The organism is Streptomyces durocortorensis, from assembly GCF_016901035.1.
Lineage (GTDB): Bacteria > Actinomycetota > Actinomycetes > Streptomycetales > Streptomycetaceae > Streptomyces > Streptomyces durocortorensis.
Genome location: NZ_JAFEUF010000110.1, coordinates 8,322 through 22,635, shown reverse-complemented (window position 1 = coordinate 22,635; position 14,314 = coordinate 8,322). Strand labels below are relative to the sequence as shown.

25 protein-coding genes are annotated in these 14,314 nt (G+C 66.8%); 23 read left to right on the top strand and 2 right to left on the bottom strand.

Annotated elements, in window-relative coordinates; translation table 11 throughout:
- Positions 1–315 (bottom strand): PIG-L family deacetylase (locus JS521_RS20705; RefSeq protein ID WP_205084440.1); only part of this gene is annotated, 315 nt, incomplete at its 3' end.
- 302 nt (positions 316–617) lie between these two features.
- Positions 618–1,559, bottom strand: coding sequence for a hypothetical protein (locus tag JS521_RS20700; protein ID WP_205084439.1), 942 nt, complete (start codon positions 1,557–1,559; stop codon positions 618–620).
- 554 nt (positions 1,560–2,113) lie between these two features.
- Here JS521_RS20700 and rpsJ point away from each other — a divergent pair.
- From rpsJ to JS521_RS20585, 23 genes are all read left to right on the top strand, one after another.
- Positions 2,114–2,422 (top strand): 30S ribosomal protein S10, encoded by a 309-nt coding sequence (rpsJ, locus tag JS521_RS20695; RefSeq protein ID WP_003948644.1) that lies wholly within the window; start codon positions 2,114–2,116, stop codon positions 2,420–2,422.
- Between the two features lie 14 nt (positions 2,423–2,436).
- Positions 2,437–3,081, top strand: a complete 645-nt coding sequence (gene rplC / locus JS521_RS20690; RefSeq protein WP_003966960.1) for a 50S ribosomal protein L3 — start codon at positions 2,437–2,439, stop codon at positions 3,079–3,081.
- A gap of 4 nt (positions 3,082–3,085) precedes the next feature.
- Positions 3,086–3,736: a 50S ribosomal protein L4 gene (gene rplD / locus JS521_RS20685; protein WP_010058800.1), complete on the top strand. Its 651-nt coding sequence runs from the start codon at positions 3,086–3,088 to the stop codon at positions 3,734–3,736.
- Entirely contained in the window at positions 3,736–4,059 is a 324-nt protein-coding gene (rplW, locus tag JS521_RS20680; protein WP_003966958.1) for a 50S ribosomal protein L23, read from the top strand. The genes rplD and rplW overlap by 1 nt, the downstream gene beginning before the upstream one ends.
- Positions 4,060–4,098: 39 nt before the next feature.
- Positions 4,099–4,935: a 50S ribosomal protein L2 gene (gene rplB / locus JS521_RS20675; RefSeq protein ID WP_030798881.1), complete on the top strand. Its 837-nt coding sequence runs from the start codon at positions 4,099–4,101 to the stop codon at positions 4,933–4,935.
- 12 nt (positions 4,936–4,947) lie between these two features.
- Positions 4,948–5,229, top strand: a complete 282-nt coding sequence (gene rpsS / locus JS521_RS20670; protein ID WP_103509564.1) for a 30S ribosomal protein S19 — start codon at positions 4,948–4,950, stop codon at positions 5,227–5,229.
- Positions 5,230–5,272: 43 nt separating this feature from the next.
- Positions 5,273–5,620: a 50S ribosomal protein L22 gene (rplV, locus tag JS521_RS20665; RefSeq protein ID WP_004571827.1), complete on the top strand. Its 348-nt coding sequence runs from the start codon at positions 5,273–5,275 to the stop codon at positions 5,618–5,620.
- The gene (gene rpsC / locus JS521_RS20660; RefSeq protein ID WP_007446736.1) at positions 5,620–6,456 is read left to right on the top strand and encodes a 30S ribosomal protein S3; all 837 of its coding nucleotides are present in this window, start codon (positions 5,620–5,622) and stop codon (positions 6,454–6,456) included. Before rplV ends, rpsC begins: the two co-directional genes overlap by 1 nt.
- A gap of 5 nt (positions 6,457–6,461) precedes the next feature.
- Entirely contained in the window at positions 6,462–6,881 is a 420-nt protein-coding gene (rplP, locus tag JS521_RS20655; RefSeq protein WP_003966953.1) for a 50S ribosomal protein L16, read from the top strand.
- A complete protein-coding gene (gene rpmC, locus JS521_RS20650; protein WP_003966952.1) occupies positions 6,881–7,105 on the top strand; it encodes a 50S ribosomal protein L29 in 225 nt (74 codons plus the stop codon). Before rplP ends, rpmC begins: the two co-directional genes overlap by 1 nt.
- Complete coding sequence (gene rpsQ, locus JS521_RS20645) at positions 7,105–7,389, top strand: 30S ribosomal protein S17 (protein ID WP_018960204.1); 285 nt, start codon at positions 7,105–7,107, stop codon at positions 7,387–7,389. Before rpmC ends, rpsQ begins: the two co-directional genes overlap by 1 nt.
- Before the next feature lie 110 nt (positions 7,390–7,499).
- Entirely contained in the window at positions 7,500–7,868 is a 369-nt protein-coding gene (gene rplN, locus JS521_RS20640) for a 50S ribosomal protein L14 (RefSeq protein ID WP_003966950.1), read from the top strand.
- A gap of 2 nt (positions 7,869–7,870) precedes the next feature.
- Positions 7,871–8,194, top strand: a complete 324-nt coding sequence (gene rplX, locus JS521_RS20635) for a 50S ribosomal protein L24 (RefSeq protein ID WP_030798878.1) — start codon at positions 7,871–7,873, stop codon at positions 8,192–8,194.
- A complete protein-coding gene (gene rplE / locus JS521_RS20630; RefSeq protein ID WP_073718383.1) occupies positions 8,194–8,751 on the top strand; it encodes a 50S ribosomal protein L5 in 558 nt (185 codons plus the stop codon). Before rplX ends, rplE begins: the two co-directional genes overlap by 1 nt.
- A gap of 2 nt (positions 8,752–8,753) precedes the next feature.
- Complete coding sequence (locus JS521_RS20625) at positions 8,754–8,939, top strand: type Z 30S ribosomal protein S14 (protein ID WP_003948630.1); 186 nt, start codon at positions 8,754–8,756, stop codon at positions 8,937–8,939.
- A gap of 223 nt (positions 8,940–9,162) precedes the next feature.
- The gene (gene rpsH, locus JS521_RS20620; protein ID WP_205084438.1) at positions 9,163–9,561 is read left to right on the top strand and encodes a 30S ribosomal protein S8; all 399 of its coding nucleotides are present in this window, start codon (positions 9,163–9,165) and stop codon (positions 9,559–9,561) included.
- A 21-nt stretch (positions 9,562–9,582) separates the two neighbouring features.
- The gene (gene rplF / locus JS521_RS20615; protein ID WP_007446727.1) at positions 9,583–10,122 is read left to right on the top strand and encodes a 50S ribosomal protein L6; all 540 of its coding nucleotides are present in this window, start codon (positions 9,583–9,585) and stop codon (positions 10,120–10,122) included.
- A gap of 2 nt (positions 10,123–10,124) precedes the next feature.
- Positions 10,125–10,508, top strand: coding sequence for a 50S ribosomal protein L18 (gene rplR, locus JS521_RS20610; RefSeq protein WP_015610732.1), 384 nt, complete (start codon positions 10,125–10,127; stop codon positions 10,506–10,508).
- Positions 10,509–10,555: 47 nt separating this feature from the next.
- A complete protein-coding gene (rpsE, locus tag JS521_RS20605) occupies positions 10,556–11,161 on the top strand; it encodes a 30S ribosomal protein S5 (RefSeq protein ID WP_010058791.1) in 606 nt (201 codons plus the stop codon).
- Positions 11,161–11,343 (top strand): 50S ribosomal protein L30, encoded by a 183-nt coding sequence (rpmD, locus tag JS521_RS20600; RefSeq protein ID WP_015610734.1) that lies wholly within the window; start codon positions 11,161–11,163, stop codon positions 11,341–11,343. Before rpsE ends, rpmD begins: the two co-directional genes overlap by 1 nt.
- A gap of 1 nt (position 11,344) precedes the next feature.
- Positions 11,345–11,800 carry a 50S ribosomal protein L15 gene (gene rplO, locus JS521_RS20595; RefSeq protein WP_003966942.1) on the top strand — a complete coding sequence of 152 codons (456 nt, stop codon included), beginning with the start codon at positions 11,345–11,347 and terminating at the stop codon, positions 11,798–11,800.
- 381 nt (positions 11,801–12,181) lie between these two features.
- Positions 12,182–13,495, top strand: a complete 1,314-nt coding sequence (secY, locus tag JS521_RS20590; RefSeq protein WP_205084437.1) for a preprotein translocase subunit SecY — start codon at positions 12,182–12,184, stop codon at positions 13,493–13,495.
- Positions 13,495–14,154 (top strand): adenylate kinase, encoded by a 660-nt coding sequence (locus JS521_RS20585; protein WP_205084436.1) that lies wholly within the window; start codon positions 13,495–13,497, stop codon positions 14,152–14,154. The genes secY and JS521_RS20585 overlap by 1 nt, the downstream gene beginning before the upstream one ends.
- Positions 14,155–14,314 lie beyond the last annotated feature (160 nt).

Sequence of the window (14,314 nt, the reverse complement as noted above, 5' to 3'; positions counted from 1 at the left end):
GGAGTACGAGGCCCGGTCGGGGGCGGGGCGCGGGGCCCCGGGGATCTTGTTGAGGCCGTCCGCCTCGCCCGCGGTCAGATACACACAGACCAGCGGCGTCCCGGCGTCCAGGGCCTCACGGGTGTCCGGGTTCATGAAGTACAGGTCGTCGTCCGGGTGCGCCAGCAGCTGGAGGACGAGGGCCCGCCGGGTGCTCGCTATGGCCAGGCCGGGCGCGGGGTCCGGCACGGGGCCGCGCCGCCGGGGCGCAGGCACGGCACATCCGGCGGTGGCGGCGGTCGCGGTGGCCGCGAGCAGGAGGCCGCGCCGGGGCATCCGTATCCGGGACAGCACAGATCGATCCACCACGCCGCGCACTCCGTCCGTCCCGCTTCCCCCGCAGCGGGCGAACGGCCGCCCTGTCCTGCGTCCTGCCTGACTCCCCGTGCAGGTCAGCGGCGGTCGGGCCGCGCCTGCGGAGGGATAGACGGTGATAGGGGCGGACGGGTTGCCCGGTCGGGGAGTGGGGTTGGGCACCAGGAACACGCCGAGCGGGTCCTGTCGGTCCAGCAGCGTGAAGCCGTGGCATTCATCGAGCCGCGGTCCGGTGCGTCACGGCGCTGATCCCCTCGGTCTCCTCAGGTGCGGGCGACCGGTGCGCAGCTCTCGGTCTGCGGGGCGGTCCCGGGCGTGGAGCGGTCGTAGGGGTCCTCGGCGGGGCCGGACAGTTCGCTGTCCGGGGCATCGTCGGGGAACCGAGGGTGCAGGAAGCCGTCGAACCGTACGCAGGAGGAGTTGTAGATGTGCTGGCCGTACTCGACGATCCCGAGCTTCCCCGGGGTGACCACATACCGTGCCGGGTCGTTCACGGCCACCGTCAGCAGGCGTCGCACGATGGTGCGCTCCACCTGGTCCGCGTCCACCCGGGCGCGGGTCACCGGGTAGACGAAGGTGTAGTCGGCGTGGATTATCACCGAGCCGGGCTCCTCGCCCGCCTCGTAGGTCATCCGGCCGCGCGTCTTGACCACCGCTCCGGCCGGGGCCAGCTCGGCGGGGTCGAAGCGGCTGAACATCGTCACCGGGTCGTGCTTCTTCGACGGCTTCGCCAGTGCGGCGTCCAGCTCGTCGAGCAGTTCCCGCTGGGACGGGTCGATGAGATCCAGGGCCGCCTGCGGGCGCTTCCCGCGCAGGGTTCCCGGATCGAGGTTGGCCCCGATCAGGAACGCCCGGGTGGCGCGCAGTCCCCGCTCGACCTGGGCCTCGTCCAGCCCGCCCGTCGCCCGGGCCTCGGGGAGCACGATGCCCGCCGCGCCGTCCGCCCAGCGCAGGGCGGGGGAGCCTCGGAAGGGTTCGGCCCGGGTCGGGCCCCGGTGGACGGGCCCGGCGGACGGGGCGGTGGTGGGCCGCTCGGACTCGGCGGGGAGCGGGAGGCTGTCGACGGTCTCCGTACCGAGGAAGGGGAGGTCGTCCGGCAGGTTGTCGGTGAGCAGGCCTGGCCTCATGGTGACCGCGGCGACCGCCGCCGCGAGGAGGGCGCAGACCGTGTTGACCGCGACGCGGCGCGATCGGTTGCGGGGCATACGGCGGGTGTCCTCGGCGTCATGGGGCGTCATGACGCGCTGTCAGTCACCCGTTCGAACAGAAGGTGGGGTGAGCGTAATCGGCGCGACGGGCCGGAATGATCACGGGAAGGGCTCGATCCCGGGGCCGACGCGGCGGTGCGGCTCCGCCGGATGCGCGCCTGCGTTTGATCACACGCCCGCTCGGGGTAGGATCCCCGACTCGATTGGCCAGGCCCGCGCCCCGTATGGCACACTGACCAGGTTGCTCGGTTGAGTGTCAATGCTGCGCGCCTCCCGCCGGGAGGACCGGAAGCGAGTCCCACAGTACTCGTCGGCCCTGTAGGGCCGGACGTACGGGAATCTTCCGGGAAGCAATGCAGGGCGCCGGCCAGGCACCCGGTGGGTGTTCCGCCCCCGGTTCCGCGGTCCTCGGGCCCGCACCCCCTTGGTTGGGATCTCCTTCGGGAGATTTTCGTAGAGGGGATGCGACACGCCCGACCGCGTGGGTCGGAGGGGGAGTCCAGAGAACCCCCGGGTTCCAGAGCGTTAGAGAGACAGGACTACTAGTAGCCATGGCGGGACAGAAGATCCGCATCCGGCTCAAGGCCTACGACCACGAGGTCATCGACTCCTCGGCGAAGAAGATCGTCGAGACGGTGACCCGCACTGGTGCGTCGGTCGCGGGCCCGGTGCCGCTGCCCACTGAGAAGAACGTGTACTGCGTCATCAAGTCGCCGCACAAGTACAAGGACTCTCGCGAGCACTTCGAGATGCGCACCCACAAGCGCCTCATCGACATCCTCGACCCCACGCCGAAGACGGTTGACTCGCTGATGCGCCTCGACCTGCCGGCGGGCGTCGACATCGAGATCAAGCTCTGAGGGGACGGACCGAGATGAGCAAGAACATCAAGGGCGTCCTGGGCGAGAAGCTCGGCATGACCCAGGTCTGGGACGAGAACAACCGGGTTGTCCCGGTGACCGTCGTCAAGGCCGGTCCGTGCGTCGTGACGCAGGTTCGCACCAACGACAGCGACGGCTACGAAGCGGTCCAGATCGCCTTCGGCGAGATCGACCCGCGCAAGGTGAACAAGCCCCTCAAGGGTCACTTCGCCAAGGCCGACGTCACCCCGCGCCGCCACCTGGTGGAGCTCCGCACCCCTGACGCCAGCGAGTACACGCTGGGCCAGGAGGTCACTGCCGAGGTGTTCGAGTCCGGCGTCAAGGTTGACGTCACGGGCAAGAGCAAGGGCAAGGGCTTCGCCGGTGTCATGAAGCGTCACAACTTCAAGGGCCTCGGCGCCGGGCACGGCACCCAGCGCAAGCACCGTTCCCCCGGTTCCATCGGTGGCTGCGCCACCCCTGGGCGTGTCTTCAAGGGCATGCGCATGGCGGGCCGTATGGGTAACGAGCGCGTCACCACCCAGAACCTGACCATCCACGCGGTTGACGCGGAGAAGGGTCTGCTCCTCATCAAGGGCGCGGTCCCCGGTCCGAACGGCGGCCTCGTCCTGGTCCGTACCGCGGCCAAGGGGGCTTGAGGTAATGAGCACCATTGACATCCTTTCGCCGGCAGGCGACAAGGCCGGTACCGTCGAGCTCCCCGCGGAGATCTTCGACGCGAAGACCAGCGTTCCGCTGATCCACCAGGTCGTTGTCGCTCAGCTGGCGGCTGCCCGTCAGGGCACGCACAAGACCAAGCGCCGCGGTGAAGTCCGCGGTGGTGGCAAGAAGCCTTACCGTCAGAAGGGCACCGGCCGCGCCCGTCAGGGTTCGACCCGCGCCCCGCAGTTCGCCGGTGGTGGCGTCGTCCACGGCCCGCAGCCGCGTGACTACTCGCAGCGGACCCCGAAGAAGATGAAGGCCGCCGCCCTGCGCGGTGCCCTCTCGGACCGGGCCCGTCACTCCCGTATCCACGTCGTCACCGGCGTGGTCGAGGGTGCCGCCTCCACGAAGGCCGCCAAGACGCTGCTCGGCAAGATCTCGGAGCGCCAGAACCTGCTCCTGGTCGTCGACCGTGCCGACGAGGCCGCGTGGCTGTCCGCGCGCAACCTGCCCCAGGTGCACATCCTGGAGCCGGGCCAGCTCAACACGTACGACGTGATCGTCTCTGACGACGTGGTCTTCACCCAGGCCGCTTTCGAGTCCTTCGTGTCTGGCCCCCAGACCGCTGAGACCGAAGGGAGCGCCGCCTGATGAGTGAGGCGACCGTTACCAGCAAGACGTACTCGGACCCGCGTGACGTTCTCGTCAAGCCCGTGGTCTCCGAGAAGAGCTACGCGCTGCTCGACGAGAACAAGTACACGTTCATCGTCGCGCCCGGCTCCAACAAGACCCAGATCAAGCAGGCCGTGGAAGCGGTCTTCTCGGTCAAGGTCACCGGGGTCAACACGATCAACCGGCAGGGCAAGCGCAAGCGCACCCGCACCGGTTTCGGCAAGCGCGCCGACACGAAGCGCGCCATCGTGACCCTCGCCGAGGGCGACCGTATCGACATCTTCGGCGGCCCGACCTCCTAACGGAGGTCGAGTCGTCCGGAATCGGACGAGGACTGAGAAATGGGTATCCGCAAGTACAAGCCGACGACCCCGGGCCGTCGTGGCTCCAGCGTCGCCGACTTTGTCGAGATCACGCGGTCCACGCCGGAGAAGTCGCTGGTCCGCCCCCTGCACAGCAAGGGCGGCCGTAACAACGCCGGTCGTGTGACCGTTCGCCACCAGGGTGGTGGCCACAAGCGCGCCTACCGTGTGATCGACTTCCGTCGTCACGACAAGGACGGCGTGCCGGCCAAGGTCGCGCACATCGAGTACGACCCGAACCGCACCGCGCGTATCGCGCTGCTGCACTACGCGGACGGCGAGAAGCGTTACATCGTCGCTCCCCGTGGCCTGTCGCAGGGTGACCGTGTCGAGAACGGTCCGGCCGCCGACATCAAGCCCGGCAACAACCTGGCGCTGCGCAACATCCCGGTCGGTACGACCATCCACGCCATCGAGCTGCGGCCCGGCGGCGGCGCGAAGTTCGCCCGTTCCGCGGGTGCCTCCGTGCAGCTGCTGGCGAAGGAGGGCACCATGGCCCACCTTCGTATGCCGTCGGGTGAGATCCGCCTGGTCGACGCGCGCTGCCGCGCGACGATCGGCGAGGTCGGCAACGCCGAGCAGTCGAACATCAACTGGGGCAAGGCCGGCCGCATGCGCTGGAAGGGCGTTCGCCCGACCGTCCGCGGTGTCGCGATGAACCCGGTTGACCACCCGCACGGTGGTGGTGAAGGCAAGACTTCCGGTGGTCGCCACCCGGTCTCGCCGTGGGGTCAGAAGGAGGGTCGTACTCGTTCTCCCAAGAAGGCGAGCAACAAGTACATCGTCCGCCGCCGCAAGACGAACAAGAAGCGCTAGGAGCGGGTTTAGATGCCGCGCAGTCTCAAGAAGGGGCCCTTCGTCGACGGCCACCTCATCAAGAAGGTGGACGTACAGAACGACGCGGGGACCAAGAACGTCATCAAGACCTGGTCCCGTCGCTCGATGATCGTCCCGGCCATGCTGGGTCACACCATCGCGGTGCACAACGGCAAGATCCACGTCCCGGTGTTCGTCACCGAGTCGATGGTCGGCCACAAGCTCGGCGAGTTCTCGCCGACTCGCACCTTCCGCGGCCACGTCAAGGACGACCGGAAGTCGAAGCGCCGCTAAGCGCGGGGTGGAAACGACTATGACTTACACCGAAGGGACAACCATGGAAGCCAGGGCCCAGGCGCGGTACATCCGCGTCACGCCCATGAAGGCCCGCCGCGTGGTGGACCTCATCCGTGGCATGGATGCCACGGAGGCTCAGGCGGTCCTGCGTTTCGCCCCGCAGGCCGCGAGCGTGCCGGTTGGCAAGGTGCTGGACAGCGCCATCGCCAACGCTGCACACAACTACGACCACACCGACGCCTCTTCGCTGGTCATCAGCGAGGCGTACGTGGACGAGGGCCCGACCCTGAAGCGGTTCCGTCCGCGTGCTCAGGGCCGTGCCTACCGGATCCGTAAGCGGACCAGCCACATCACCGTGGTCGTCAGCAGCAAGGAAGGAACCCGGTAATGGGCCAGAAGGTAAACCCGCACGGGTTCCGGCTCGGCATCACCACGGACTTCAAGTCCCGCTGGTACGCCGACAAGCTGTACAAGGACTACGTCAAGGAAGACGTCGCCATTCGTCGCATGATGACGAAGGGCATGGAGCGGGCCGGCATCTCGAAGGTCGAGATCGAGCGCACCCGCGACCGCGTCCGCGTTGACATCCACACCGCCCGCCCGGGCATCGTCATCGGTCGCCGTGGCGCCGAGGCCGATCGCATCCGCGGCGAGCTGGAGAAGCTGACCGGCAAGCAGGTCCAGCTGAACATCCTCGAGGTCAAGAACCCCGAGGTGGACGCTCAGCTGGTGGCCCAGGCCGTCGCCGAGCAGCTCTCCTCCCGCGTCTCCTTCCGTCGGGCCATGCGTAAGAGCATGCAGTCCTCGATGAAGGCCGGCGCCAAGGGCATCAAGATCCAGTGCGGCGGTCGCCTCGGCGGCGCCGAGATGTCCCGCTCGGAGTTCTACCGCGAGGGCCGTGTGCCCCTGCACACGCTCCGTGCGAACGTCGACTACGGCTTCTTCGAGGCCAAGACGACCTTCGGCCGCATCGGCGTGAAGGTCTGGATCTACAAGGGCGACGTCAAGAACATCGCCGAGGTTCGCGCCGAGAACGCCGCGGCCCGCGCCGGCAACCGTCCGGCTCGTGGCGGCGCTGACCGCCCGGCCGGCCGCGGTGGCCGTGGTGGCGAGCGTGGCGGTCGCGGCCGTAAGCCGCAGCAGTCGCCGGCAGCCGAGGCCCCCAAGGCCGACGCTCCCGCCGCCGCTGCTCCGGCTGCTGAGAGCACCGGAACGGAGGCCTGACCGAAATGCTGATCCCCCGTAGGGTCAAGCACCGCAAGCAGCACCACCCGAAGCGCAGCGGTATGTCCAAGGGTGGCACGCAGGTTGCGTTCGGCGAGTACGGCATCCAGGCGCTGACCCCGGCGTACGTGACGAACCGTCAGATCGAGTCCGCTCGTATCGCGATGACCCGTCACATCAAGCGTGGCGGCAAGGTCTGGATCAACATCTACCCGGACCGTCCCCTGACGAAGAAGCCTGCCGAGACCCGCATGGGTTCCGGTAAGGGTTCTCCCGAGTGGTGGATCGCGAACGTCAAGCCCGGTCGGGTGATGTTCGAGCTGTCCTACCCGAACGAGAAGATTGCTCGTGAGGCGCTCACCCGCGCTGCTCACAAGCTTCCGATGAAGTGCCGGATCGTTCGGCGCGAGGCAGGTGAGTCGTGATGTCGGCCGGTACCAAGGCGTCCGAGCTGCGCGAGCTGGGCGACGAGGAGCTCCTCAACAAGCTCCGCGAAGCCAAGGAAGAGCTGTTCAACCTCCGCTTCCAGGCGGCGACGGGCCAGCTCGAGAACCACGGCCGGCTCAAGTCCGTCCGTAAGGACATCGCCCGGATCTACACCCTGATGCGTGAGCGCGAGCTGGGCATCGAGACGGTGGAGAGCGCCTGATGAGCGAGAAGACTGTGACTGAGACGAACACCGACCGCGGTTTCCGCAAGACCCGTGAGGGTCTGGTCGTCAGCGACAAGATGGACAAGACCGTCGTCGTCGCTGTCGAGGACCGCGTCAAGCACGCGCTGTACGGCAAGGTCATCCGCCGTACGAACAAGCTCAAGGCCCACGACGAGCAGAACAGTGCCGGCGTCGGCGACCGCGTCATCATCATGGAGACGCGTCCGCTGTCCGCCTCGAAGCGCTGGCGCATCGTCGAGATCCTCGAGAAGGCCAAGTAATTCCTGAGGGATTCTCCCCTCAGGTCAGTTCCGCCAGGCTCGGTGAGGGTGCTCCGTAAGTCACTTGCGGAGCACCCCGCCGGGAACCGGCAGACGATCAGGAGATAGACGTGATCCAGCAGGAGTCGCGACTGCGCGTCGCCGACAACACGGGTGCGAAGGAAATTCTCACCATTCGTGTTCTCGGTGGCTCGGGTCGCCGCTACGCGGGTATCGGTGACGTCATCGTCGCCACCGTCAAGGACGCGATCCCCGGTGGCAACGTGAAGAAGGGTGACGTCGTCAAGGCCGTCATCGTTCGCACCGTCAAGGAGCGTCGCCGTCAGGATGGCTCGTACATCCGCTTCGACGAGAACGCCGCCGTCATTCTGAAGAACGACGGCGACCCCCGCGGCACCCGCATCTTCGGCCCGGTGGGCCGGGAGCTGCGCGAGAAGAAGTTCATGAAGATCATCTCGCTCGCGCCGGAGGTGCTGTAAGCATGAAGATCAAGAAGGGCGACCTGGTTCAGGTCATCACCGGTAAGGACAAGGGCAAGCAGGGCAAGGTCATCGTGGCCTACCCCGCTCAGGACCGCGTCCTCGTCGAGGGTGTCAACCGGGTCAAGAAGCACACCAAGGCCGGTCAGACGGCTCGCGGTTCGCAGACGGGTGGCATTGTCACCACCGAGGCCCCGATCCACGTCAGCAACGTTCAGCTGGTTGTGGAGAAGGACGGCAACAAGGTTGTCTCCCGCGTCGGCTACCGCTTTGACGACGAGGGCAACAAGATCCGCGTTGCCAAGCGGACCGGTGAGGACATCTGATGACGACCACCACTGCGCCGCGTCTCAAGACGCGCTACCGCGAGGAAATCGCCGGCAAGCTGCGTGAGGAGTTCTCCTACGAGAACGTCATGCAGGTTCCCGGTCTGGTCAAGATCGTGGTCAACATGGGTGTGGGCGACGCCGCCCGCGACTCCAAGCTGATCGACGGGGCCGTCAAGGACCTCACCACGATCACCGGCCAGAAGCCGGCCGTCACGAAGGCCCGCAAGTCCATCGCGCAGTTCAAGCTGCGCGAGGGTCAGCCGATCGGCTGCCACGTCACCCTCCGCGGTGACCGGATGTGGGAGTTCCTGGACCGTACGCTGTCGCTCGCGCTTCCGCGTATCCGTGACTTCCGTGGCCTGTCGCCGAAGCAGTTCGACGGCCGTGGCAACTACACCTTCGGTCTCACGGAGCAGGTCATGTTCCACGAGATCGACCAGGACAAGATCGACCGGGTCCGGGGCATGGACATCACCGTGGTCACCACGGCGACCAACGACGACGAGGGTCGTGCCCTCCTTCGTCACCTCGGCTTCCCGTTCAAGGAGAACTGACCGTGGCGAAGAAGGCTCTGATCGCTAAGGCCGCCCGTAAGCCGAAGTTCGGCGTTCGCGGGTACACCCGCTGCCAGCGCTGCGGCCGGCCCCACTCCGTCTACCGCAAGTTCGGCCTGTGCCGCGTGTGCCTTCGTGAGATGGCTCACCGTGGCGAGCTGCCGGGCGTGACCAAGAGCTCCTGGTAACTCTCCTCCGCCCTAGGGCGAAGGGAAGTTCTGGAGACTCTCGGTAAGTATCTGGTCGGCAGGAGCCCCTCCTTTCATGCCGTAGGCTAGAAGGGTTGGGCGCCTGCCGCCCAAGACCGACTTACTACGCCGTAGGTCCCCGCACCGCACCCGTCCCGCCACTGAGTGGGGAGAGGGATGGCGCATACAGGAAACCCCGGCGAGAGAGGCCGAAGGCCAACTCATGACCATGACTGATCCCATCGCAGACATGCTCACGCGTCTGCGTAACGCGAACTCGGCATATCACGACGATGTCGCGATGCCGCACAGCAAGATCAAGTCGCACATCGCGGAGATCCTCCAGCAGGAGGGCTTCATCACCGGCTGGAAGGTCGAGGACGCCGAGGTCGGCAAGAACCTCGTCCTCGAGCTGAAGTTCGGCCCGAACCGCGAGCGCTCGATCGCCGGCATCAAGCGGATTTCGAAGCCGGGTCTGCGTGTATACGCAAAGTCCACCAACCTGCCGAAGGTCCTCGGCGGCCTGGGCGTGGCGATCATCTCCACGTCCCACGGTCTCCTGACCGGCCAGCAGGCAGGCAAGAAGGGCGTAGGTGGGGAAGTCCTCGCCTACGTCTGGTAGTCGGGAAAGGAAGGAAAGCTCATGTCGCGAATCGGCAAGCTCCCCATCCAGGTTCCCGCCGGTGTGGACGTCACCATCGATGGCCGTACGGTCGCGGTGAAGGGCCCCAAGGGTTCCCTCACGCACACCGTTGCCGCGCCGATCGAGGTCTCCAAGGGCGAGGACGGCGTGCTCAACGTCTCCCGTCCGAACGACGAGCGTCAGAACAAGGCCCTCCACGGCCTGTCCCGCACGCTGGTGGCGAACATGATCACCGGCGTGACCGCGGGTTACTCCAAGGCGCTCGAGATCAGCGGTGTCGGTTACCGCGTCCAGGCGAAGGGCTCCAACCTGGAGTTCGCCCTGGGCTACAGCCACCCGATCCTCATCGAGGCTCCGGAAGGCATCACCTTCAAGGTCGAGTCGCCCACGAAGCTCAGCGTCGAGGGCATCGACAAGCAGAAGGTCGGCGAGGTAGCCGCCAACATCCGCAAGCTGCGGAAGCCCGACCCGTACAAGGCCAAGGGCGTCAAGTACGCGGGCGAGGTCATCCGCCGCAAGGTCGGAAAGGCTGGTAAGTAGCCATGGCATACGGTGTGAAGATCGCCAAGGGCGACGCGTACAAGCGTGCCGCCCTCAAGCGCCGCCACATCCGCGTCCGCAAGCACATCTCCGGCTCGCCGGAGCGTCCTCGCTTGGTCGTGACGCGTTCCAACCGCCACATCGTGGCCCAGGTCATCGACGACATCGCGGGCCACACGCTCGCGTCGGCGTCGACCCTGGACACCTCGATCCGTGGTGGCGAGGGTGACAAGAGCGCCCAGGCCCAGCAGGTCGGCGCCCTGGTCGCCGAGCGCGCCAAGGCCGCAGGCGTCGAGGCCGTCGTGTTTGACCGCGGTGGTAACCAGTACGCCGGGCGGATTGCCGCTCTGGCTGACGCCGCCCGTGAAGCCGGGCTGAAGTTCTAAGCCCCGGTTCCTACGCACAGCGGACGTAACAGAGAGAGGTAATTCCAATGGCTGGACCCCAGCGCCGCGGAAGCGGTGCCGGTGGCGGCGAGCGGCGGGACCGGAAGGGCCGTGACGGTGGCGCCAGCGCCGCCGAGAAGACCGCGTACGTCGAGCGCGTCGTCGCGATCAACCGCGTCGCCAAGGTTGTGAAGGGTGGTCGTCGCTTCAGCTTCACCGCGCTGGTCGTGGTGGGCGATGGTGACGGCACCGTCGGTGTCGGATACGGCAAGGCCAAGGAAGTTCCCGCGGCCATCGCCAAGGGTGTCGAAGAGGCCAAGAAGAACTTCTTCAAGGTCCCGCGCATCCAGGGCACCATCCCTCACCCGATCACGGGCGAGAAGGCTGCGGGCGTCGTCCTGCTCAAGCCGGCTTCCCCCGGTACCGGTGTTATCGCCGGTGGCCCGGTGCGTGCCGTGCTCGAGTGCGCCGGCGTTCACGACATCCTGTCGAAGTCGCTTGGTTCGTCCAACGCGATCAACATCGTGCACGCGACCGTGGAGGCCCTGAAGGGCCTGCAGCGTCCCGAGGAGATCGCGGCCCGCCGCGGTCTGCCCCTCGAGGACGTCGCCCCCGCGGCTCTGCTTCGTGCACGTGCGGGAGCGGGTGCGTAATGGCTCGCCTCAAGATCACGCAGACGAAGTCGTACATCGGCAGCAAGCAGAACCACCGCGACACCCTGCGTTCGCTCGGGCTCAAGCGCCTGAACGACTCGGTTGTCAAGGAGGACCGCCCCGAGTTCCGCGGAATGGCCAACACCGTCCGCCACCTCGTGACGGTTGAGGAGGTTGACTGACATGGCGGAGAACAGCCCGCTGAAGGCCCACAACCTCCGGCCTGCCCCGGGCGCCAAGACCGCCAAGACCCGTGTGGGTCGTGGTGAGGCGTCCAAGGGTAAGACCGCAGGCCGTGGTACCAAGGGTACGAAGGCTCGTTACCAGGTTCCGGAGCGCTTCGAGGGTGGCCAGATGCCCCTCCACATGCGTCTCCCGAAGCTCAAGGGCTTCAAGAACCCGTTCCGCACGGAGTACCAGGTCGTGAACCTGGACAAGCTCGCGACGCTCTACCCCGAGGGTGGAGAGGTCACGGTGGCCGACCTGGTCGCCAAGGGCGCTGTGCGCAACAACCACCTCGTCAAGGTCCTCGGACAGGGCGAGATCTCCGTGGCGCTGCAGGTTTCGGTTGACGCCGTCTCCGGCTCCGCCAAGGAGAAGATCACCGCCGCCGGCGGTACGGTCACCGAGCTCGTCTGAGCCGCGGGACAGAACTGAGCCCGGTCGGCTGCCTCTTCGGAGGTGGCCGGCCGGGTTTTTTCGTGATTCGGGGCGCTGTACGGGAACCGTAAAGGCTCGGGAAAGGTTGAACGGGTGTCCACCGCACCGGCGGTGGGGGAGCGGAGGGGCGTTCACGTCCCAAATGGTGCGGCTTGGCCGGTCTTTCACGGCGTGGGCCCAGAGGCGGGCGGTGCACCGGCGTGCGGTGTGTGTTTCCTGCTCAGTCCCGGGCCGGGTAGGGTGGCGCCGTTAATCTTTTGTGGCCTCCTTACGATGTAGGGCTGCCTTGTATCCGATCCCATCCAGTCCCATCCAGACCCGTCGCCTCTGACGCATAGCGCGGGGGTCGCAGGAGGCACCGTGTTCACCGCGTTCGCCCGAGCGTTCCAGACGCCCGACCTGCGCAAGAAGCTGCTCTTCACGCTCGGCATGATCGTGATCTACCGGCTCGGGGCGCACATTCCGGCTCCCGGCGTCGACTACACGAAGGTGCAGCAGTGCATCGACCAGGCGGACTCGGGTGGTCTCCTCGGTCTGATGCAGATGTTCAGCGGTGGCGCCCTGCTGCAGATCACCATCTTCGCGCTCGGCATCATGCCGTACATCACGGCCAGCATCATTCTGCAGCTGCTGACCGTCGTGATCCCGCGCCTGGAAGCCCTGAAGAAGGAGGGGCAGTCCGGCACGGCGAAGATCACGCAGTACACGCGTTATCTGACGGTCGCGCTGGCGGTCCTCCAGGGCACCGGCCTCGTCGCCACAGCCCGCAGCGGCGCGCTCTTCCAGAACTGTTCCGTGGGCGACCAGATCGTCGCGGACAAGTCCGTCTTCACCACGGTCATCATGGTCATCACCATGACCGCCGGTACGGCCGCCGTCATGTGGCTCGGTGAGCTCATCACCGACAAGGGCATCGGCAACGGCATGTCGATCCTGATGTTCATCTCGATCGCCGCTACGTTCCCCGGCGCCCTGTGGTCCATCAAGGAGAGCGGCAAGCTGGCCGACGGCTGGATCGAGTTCGGCACGGTCATCCTGATCGGCTTCGTGATGGTCGGCCTCGTCGTCTTCGTCGAGCAGGCCCAGCGCCGCATCCCGGTGCAGTACGCGAAGCGCATGATCGGACGCCGGTCCTACGGCGGTACGTCCACGTACATCCCGCTCAAGGTGAACCAGGCGGGTGTGATCCCCGTCATCTTCGCCTCGTCGCTGCTCTACATCCCGGCGCTGATCGTCCAGTTCTCCGGCTCCAACGCGGGCTGGGCCACCTGGATCACGGACAACTTCGTGCAGCAGAACGAGCCGATCTACATGGTGGCGTACTTCCTGCTGATCGTCTTCTTCGCCTTCTTCTACGTGGCCATCTCGTTCAACCCCGACGAGGTCGCCGACAACATGAAGAAGTATGGTGGCTTCATCCCGGGTATCCGCGCAGGTCGTCCTACTGCCGAATACCTGAGCTACGTGCTCAACCGGATCACTTGGCCAGGCTCGCTGTACCTGGCCCTGATCGCTCTTGTGCCGACGATGGCGTTGGCGGGCTTCGGCGGTGCGAACGCGAACTTCCCGTTCGGCGGGACGAGCATCCTCATCATCGTGGGTGTGGGTCTGGAAACCGTGAAGCAGATCGAGAGTCAGCTCCAGCAGCGCAATTACGAAGGGTTCCTCCGCTGATGCGAATCGTCCTCGTCGGGCCTCCGGGTGCCGGCAAGGGAACGCAGGCTGCGTACCTTGCCCAAAACCTGTCGATTCCGCACATCGCCACGGGCGACCTTTTCCGCGCCAACATCAGCCAGGGCACCGACCTTGGCAAGCAGGCCCGCGCCTACATGGACGCAGGCCAGCTGGTGCCGGACGAGGTCACCATCGGGATGGCCAAGGACCGGATGGCCCAGGAGGACGCCGCGGGCGGCTTCCTGCTGGACGGCTTCCCGCGGAACGTGGGCCAGGCCGAAGCCCTCGACGTGATGCTCAAGGACGAGGGCGTGAAGCTGGACGCGGTCCTCGATCTGGAGGTCCCCGAGGACGAGGTCGTGAAGCGGATCGCGGGTCGCCGCGTCTGCCGCAACAACAGCGCGCACGTCTTCCACCTGACGTACAACCCGCCGAAGGACGAGGGCGTCTGCGACGCCTGCGGCGGCGAGCTGTACCAGCGGGACGACGACAGCGAGGAGACGGTCCGTACCCGGCTGGAGGTCTACCACACGCAGACCGAGCCGATCATCGACTACTACCGGGCCCAGGGCCTGGTGGTGACCATCTCCGCGCTGGGCAAGGTCGCGGACGTGACCGCCCGCGCCATGGAGGCGCTGAAGCCCGCGAACGAGGGCTGAGCGTCACCCCGTATCACCCGCAGTGCAAGCCGGGCGGCGCGGCCGGGGGGGGGGGGCGCCCCCGCCCGCCCCCCCCAAGACCACAGAGAGCACGCGCGGCGGGGCGACCAGCACACGCCCATGAGCGGCGCGGGGGTCTGGGAGCAGCTGGAGACGGACC

Bases quoted from the DNA above. Each gene is read 5' to 3' on its own strand.
- JS521_RS20700 (WP_205084439.1), bottom strand. From the start codon at position 1,559: ATGCCCCGCAACCGATCGCGCCGCGTCGCGGTCAACACGGTCTGCGCC.
- rpsJ (WP_003948644.1), top strand. From the start codon at position 2,114: ATGGCGGGACAGAAGATCCGCATCCGGCTCAAGGCCTACGACCACGAG.
- rplC (WP_003966960.1), top strand. From the start codon at position 2,437: ATGAGCAAGAACATCAAGGGCGTCCTGGGCGAGAAGCTCGGCATGACC.
- rplD (WP_010058800.1), top strand. From the start codon at position 3,086: ATGAGCACCATTGACATCCTTTCGCCGGCAGGCGACAAGGCCGGTACC.
- rplW (WP_003966958.1), top strand. From the start codon at position 3,736: ATGAGTGAGGCGACCGTTACCAGCAAGACGTACTCGGACCCGCGTGAC.
- rplB (WP_030798881.1), top strand. From the start codon at position 4,099: ATGGGTATCCGCAAGTACAAGCCGACGACCCCGGGCCGTCGTGGCTCC.
- rpsS (WP_103509564.1), top strand. From the start codon at position 4,948: ATGCCGCGCAGTCTCAAGAAGGGGCCCTTCGTCGACGGCCACCTCATC.
- rplV (WP_004571827.1), top strand. From the start codon at position 5,273: ATGGAAGCCAGGGCCCAGGCGCGGTACATCCGCGTCACGCCCATGAAG.
- rpsC (WP_007446736.1), top strand. From the start codon at position 5,620: ATGGGCCAGAAGGTAAACCCGCACGGGTTCCGGCTCGGCATCACCACG.
- rplP (WP_003966953.1), top strand. From the start codon at position 6,462: ATGCTGATCCCCCGTAGGGTCAAGCACCGCAAGCAGCACCACCCGAAG.
- rpmC (WP_003966952.1), top strand. From the start codon at position 6,881: ATGTCGGCCGGTACCAAGGCGTCCGAGCTGCGCGAGCTGGGCGACGAG.
- rpsQ (WP_018960204.1), top strand. From the start codon at position 7,105: ATGAGCGAGAAGACTGTGACTGAGACGAACACCGACCGCGGTTTCCGC.
- rplX (WP_030798878.1), top strand. From the start codon at position 7,871: ATGAAGATCAAGAAGGGCGACCTGGTTCAGGTCATCACCGGTAAGGAC.
- rplE (WP_073718383.1), top strand. From the start codon at position 8,194: ATGACGACCACCACTGCGCCGCGTCTCAAGACGCGCTACCGCGAGGAA.
- rpsH (WP_205084438.1), top strand. From the start codon at position 9,163: ATGACCATGACTGATCCCATCGCAGACATGCTCACGCGTCTGCGTAAC.
- rplF (WP_007446727.1), top strand. From the start codon at position 9,583: ATGTCGCGAATCGGCAAGCTCCCCATCCAGGTTCCCGCCGGTGTGGAC.
- rplR (WP_015610732.1), top strand. From the start codon at position 10,125: ATGGCATACGGTGTGAAGATCGCCAAGGGCGACGCGTACAAGCGTGCC.
- rpsE (WP_010058791.1), top strand. From the start codon at position 10,556: ATGGCTGGACCCCAGCGCCGCGGAAGCGGTGCCGGTGGCGGCGAGCGG.
- rpmD (WP_015610734.1), top strand. From the start codon at position 11,161: ATGGCTCGCCTCAAGATCACGCAGACGAAGTCGTACATCGGCAGCAAG.
- rplO (WP_003966942.1), top strand. From the start codon at position 11,345: ATGGCGGAGAACAGCCCGCTGAAGGCCCACAACCTCCGGCCTGCCCCG.
- JS521_RS20585 (WP_205084436.1), top strand. From the start codon at position 13,495: ATGCGAATCGTCCTCGTCGGGCCTCCGGGTGCCGGCAAGGGAACGCAG.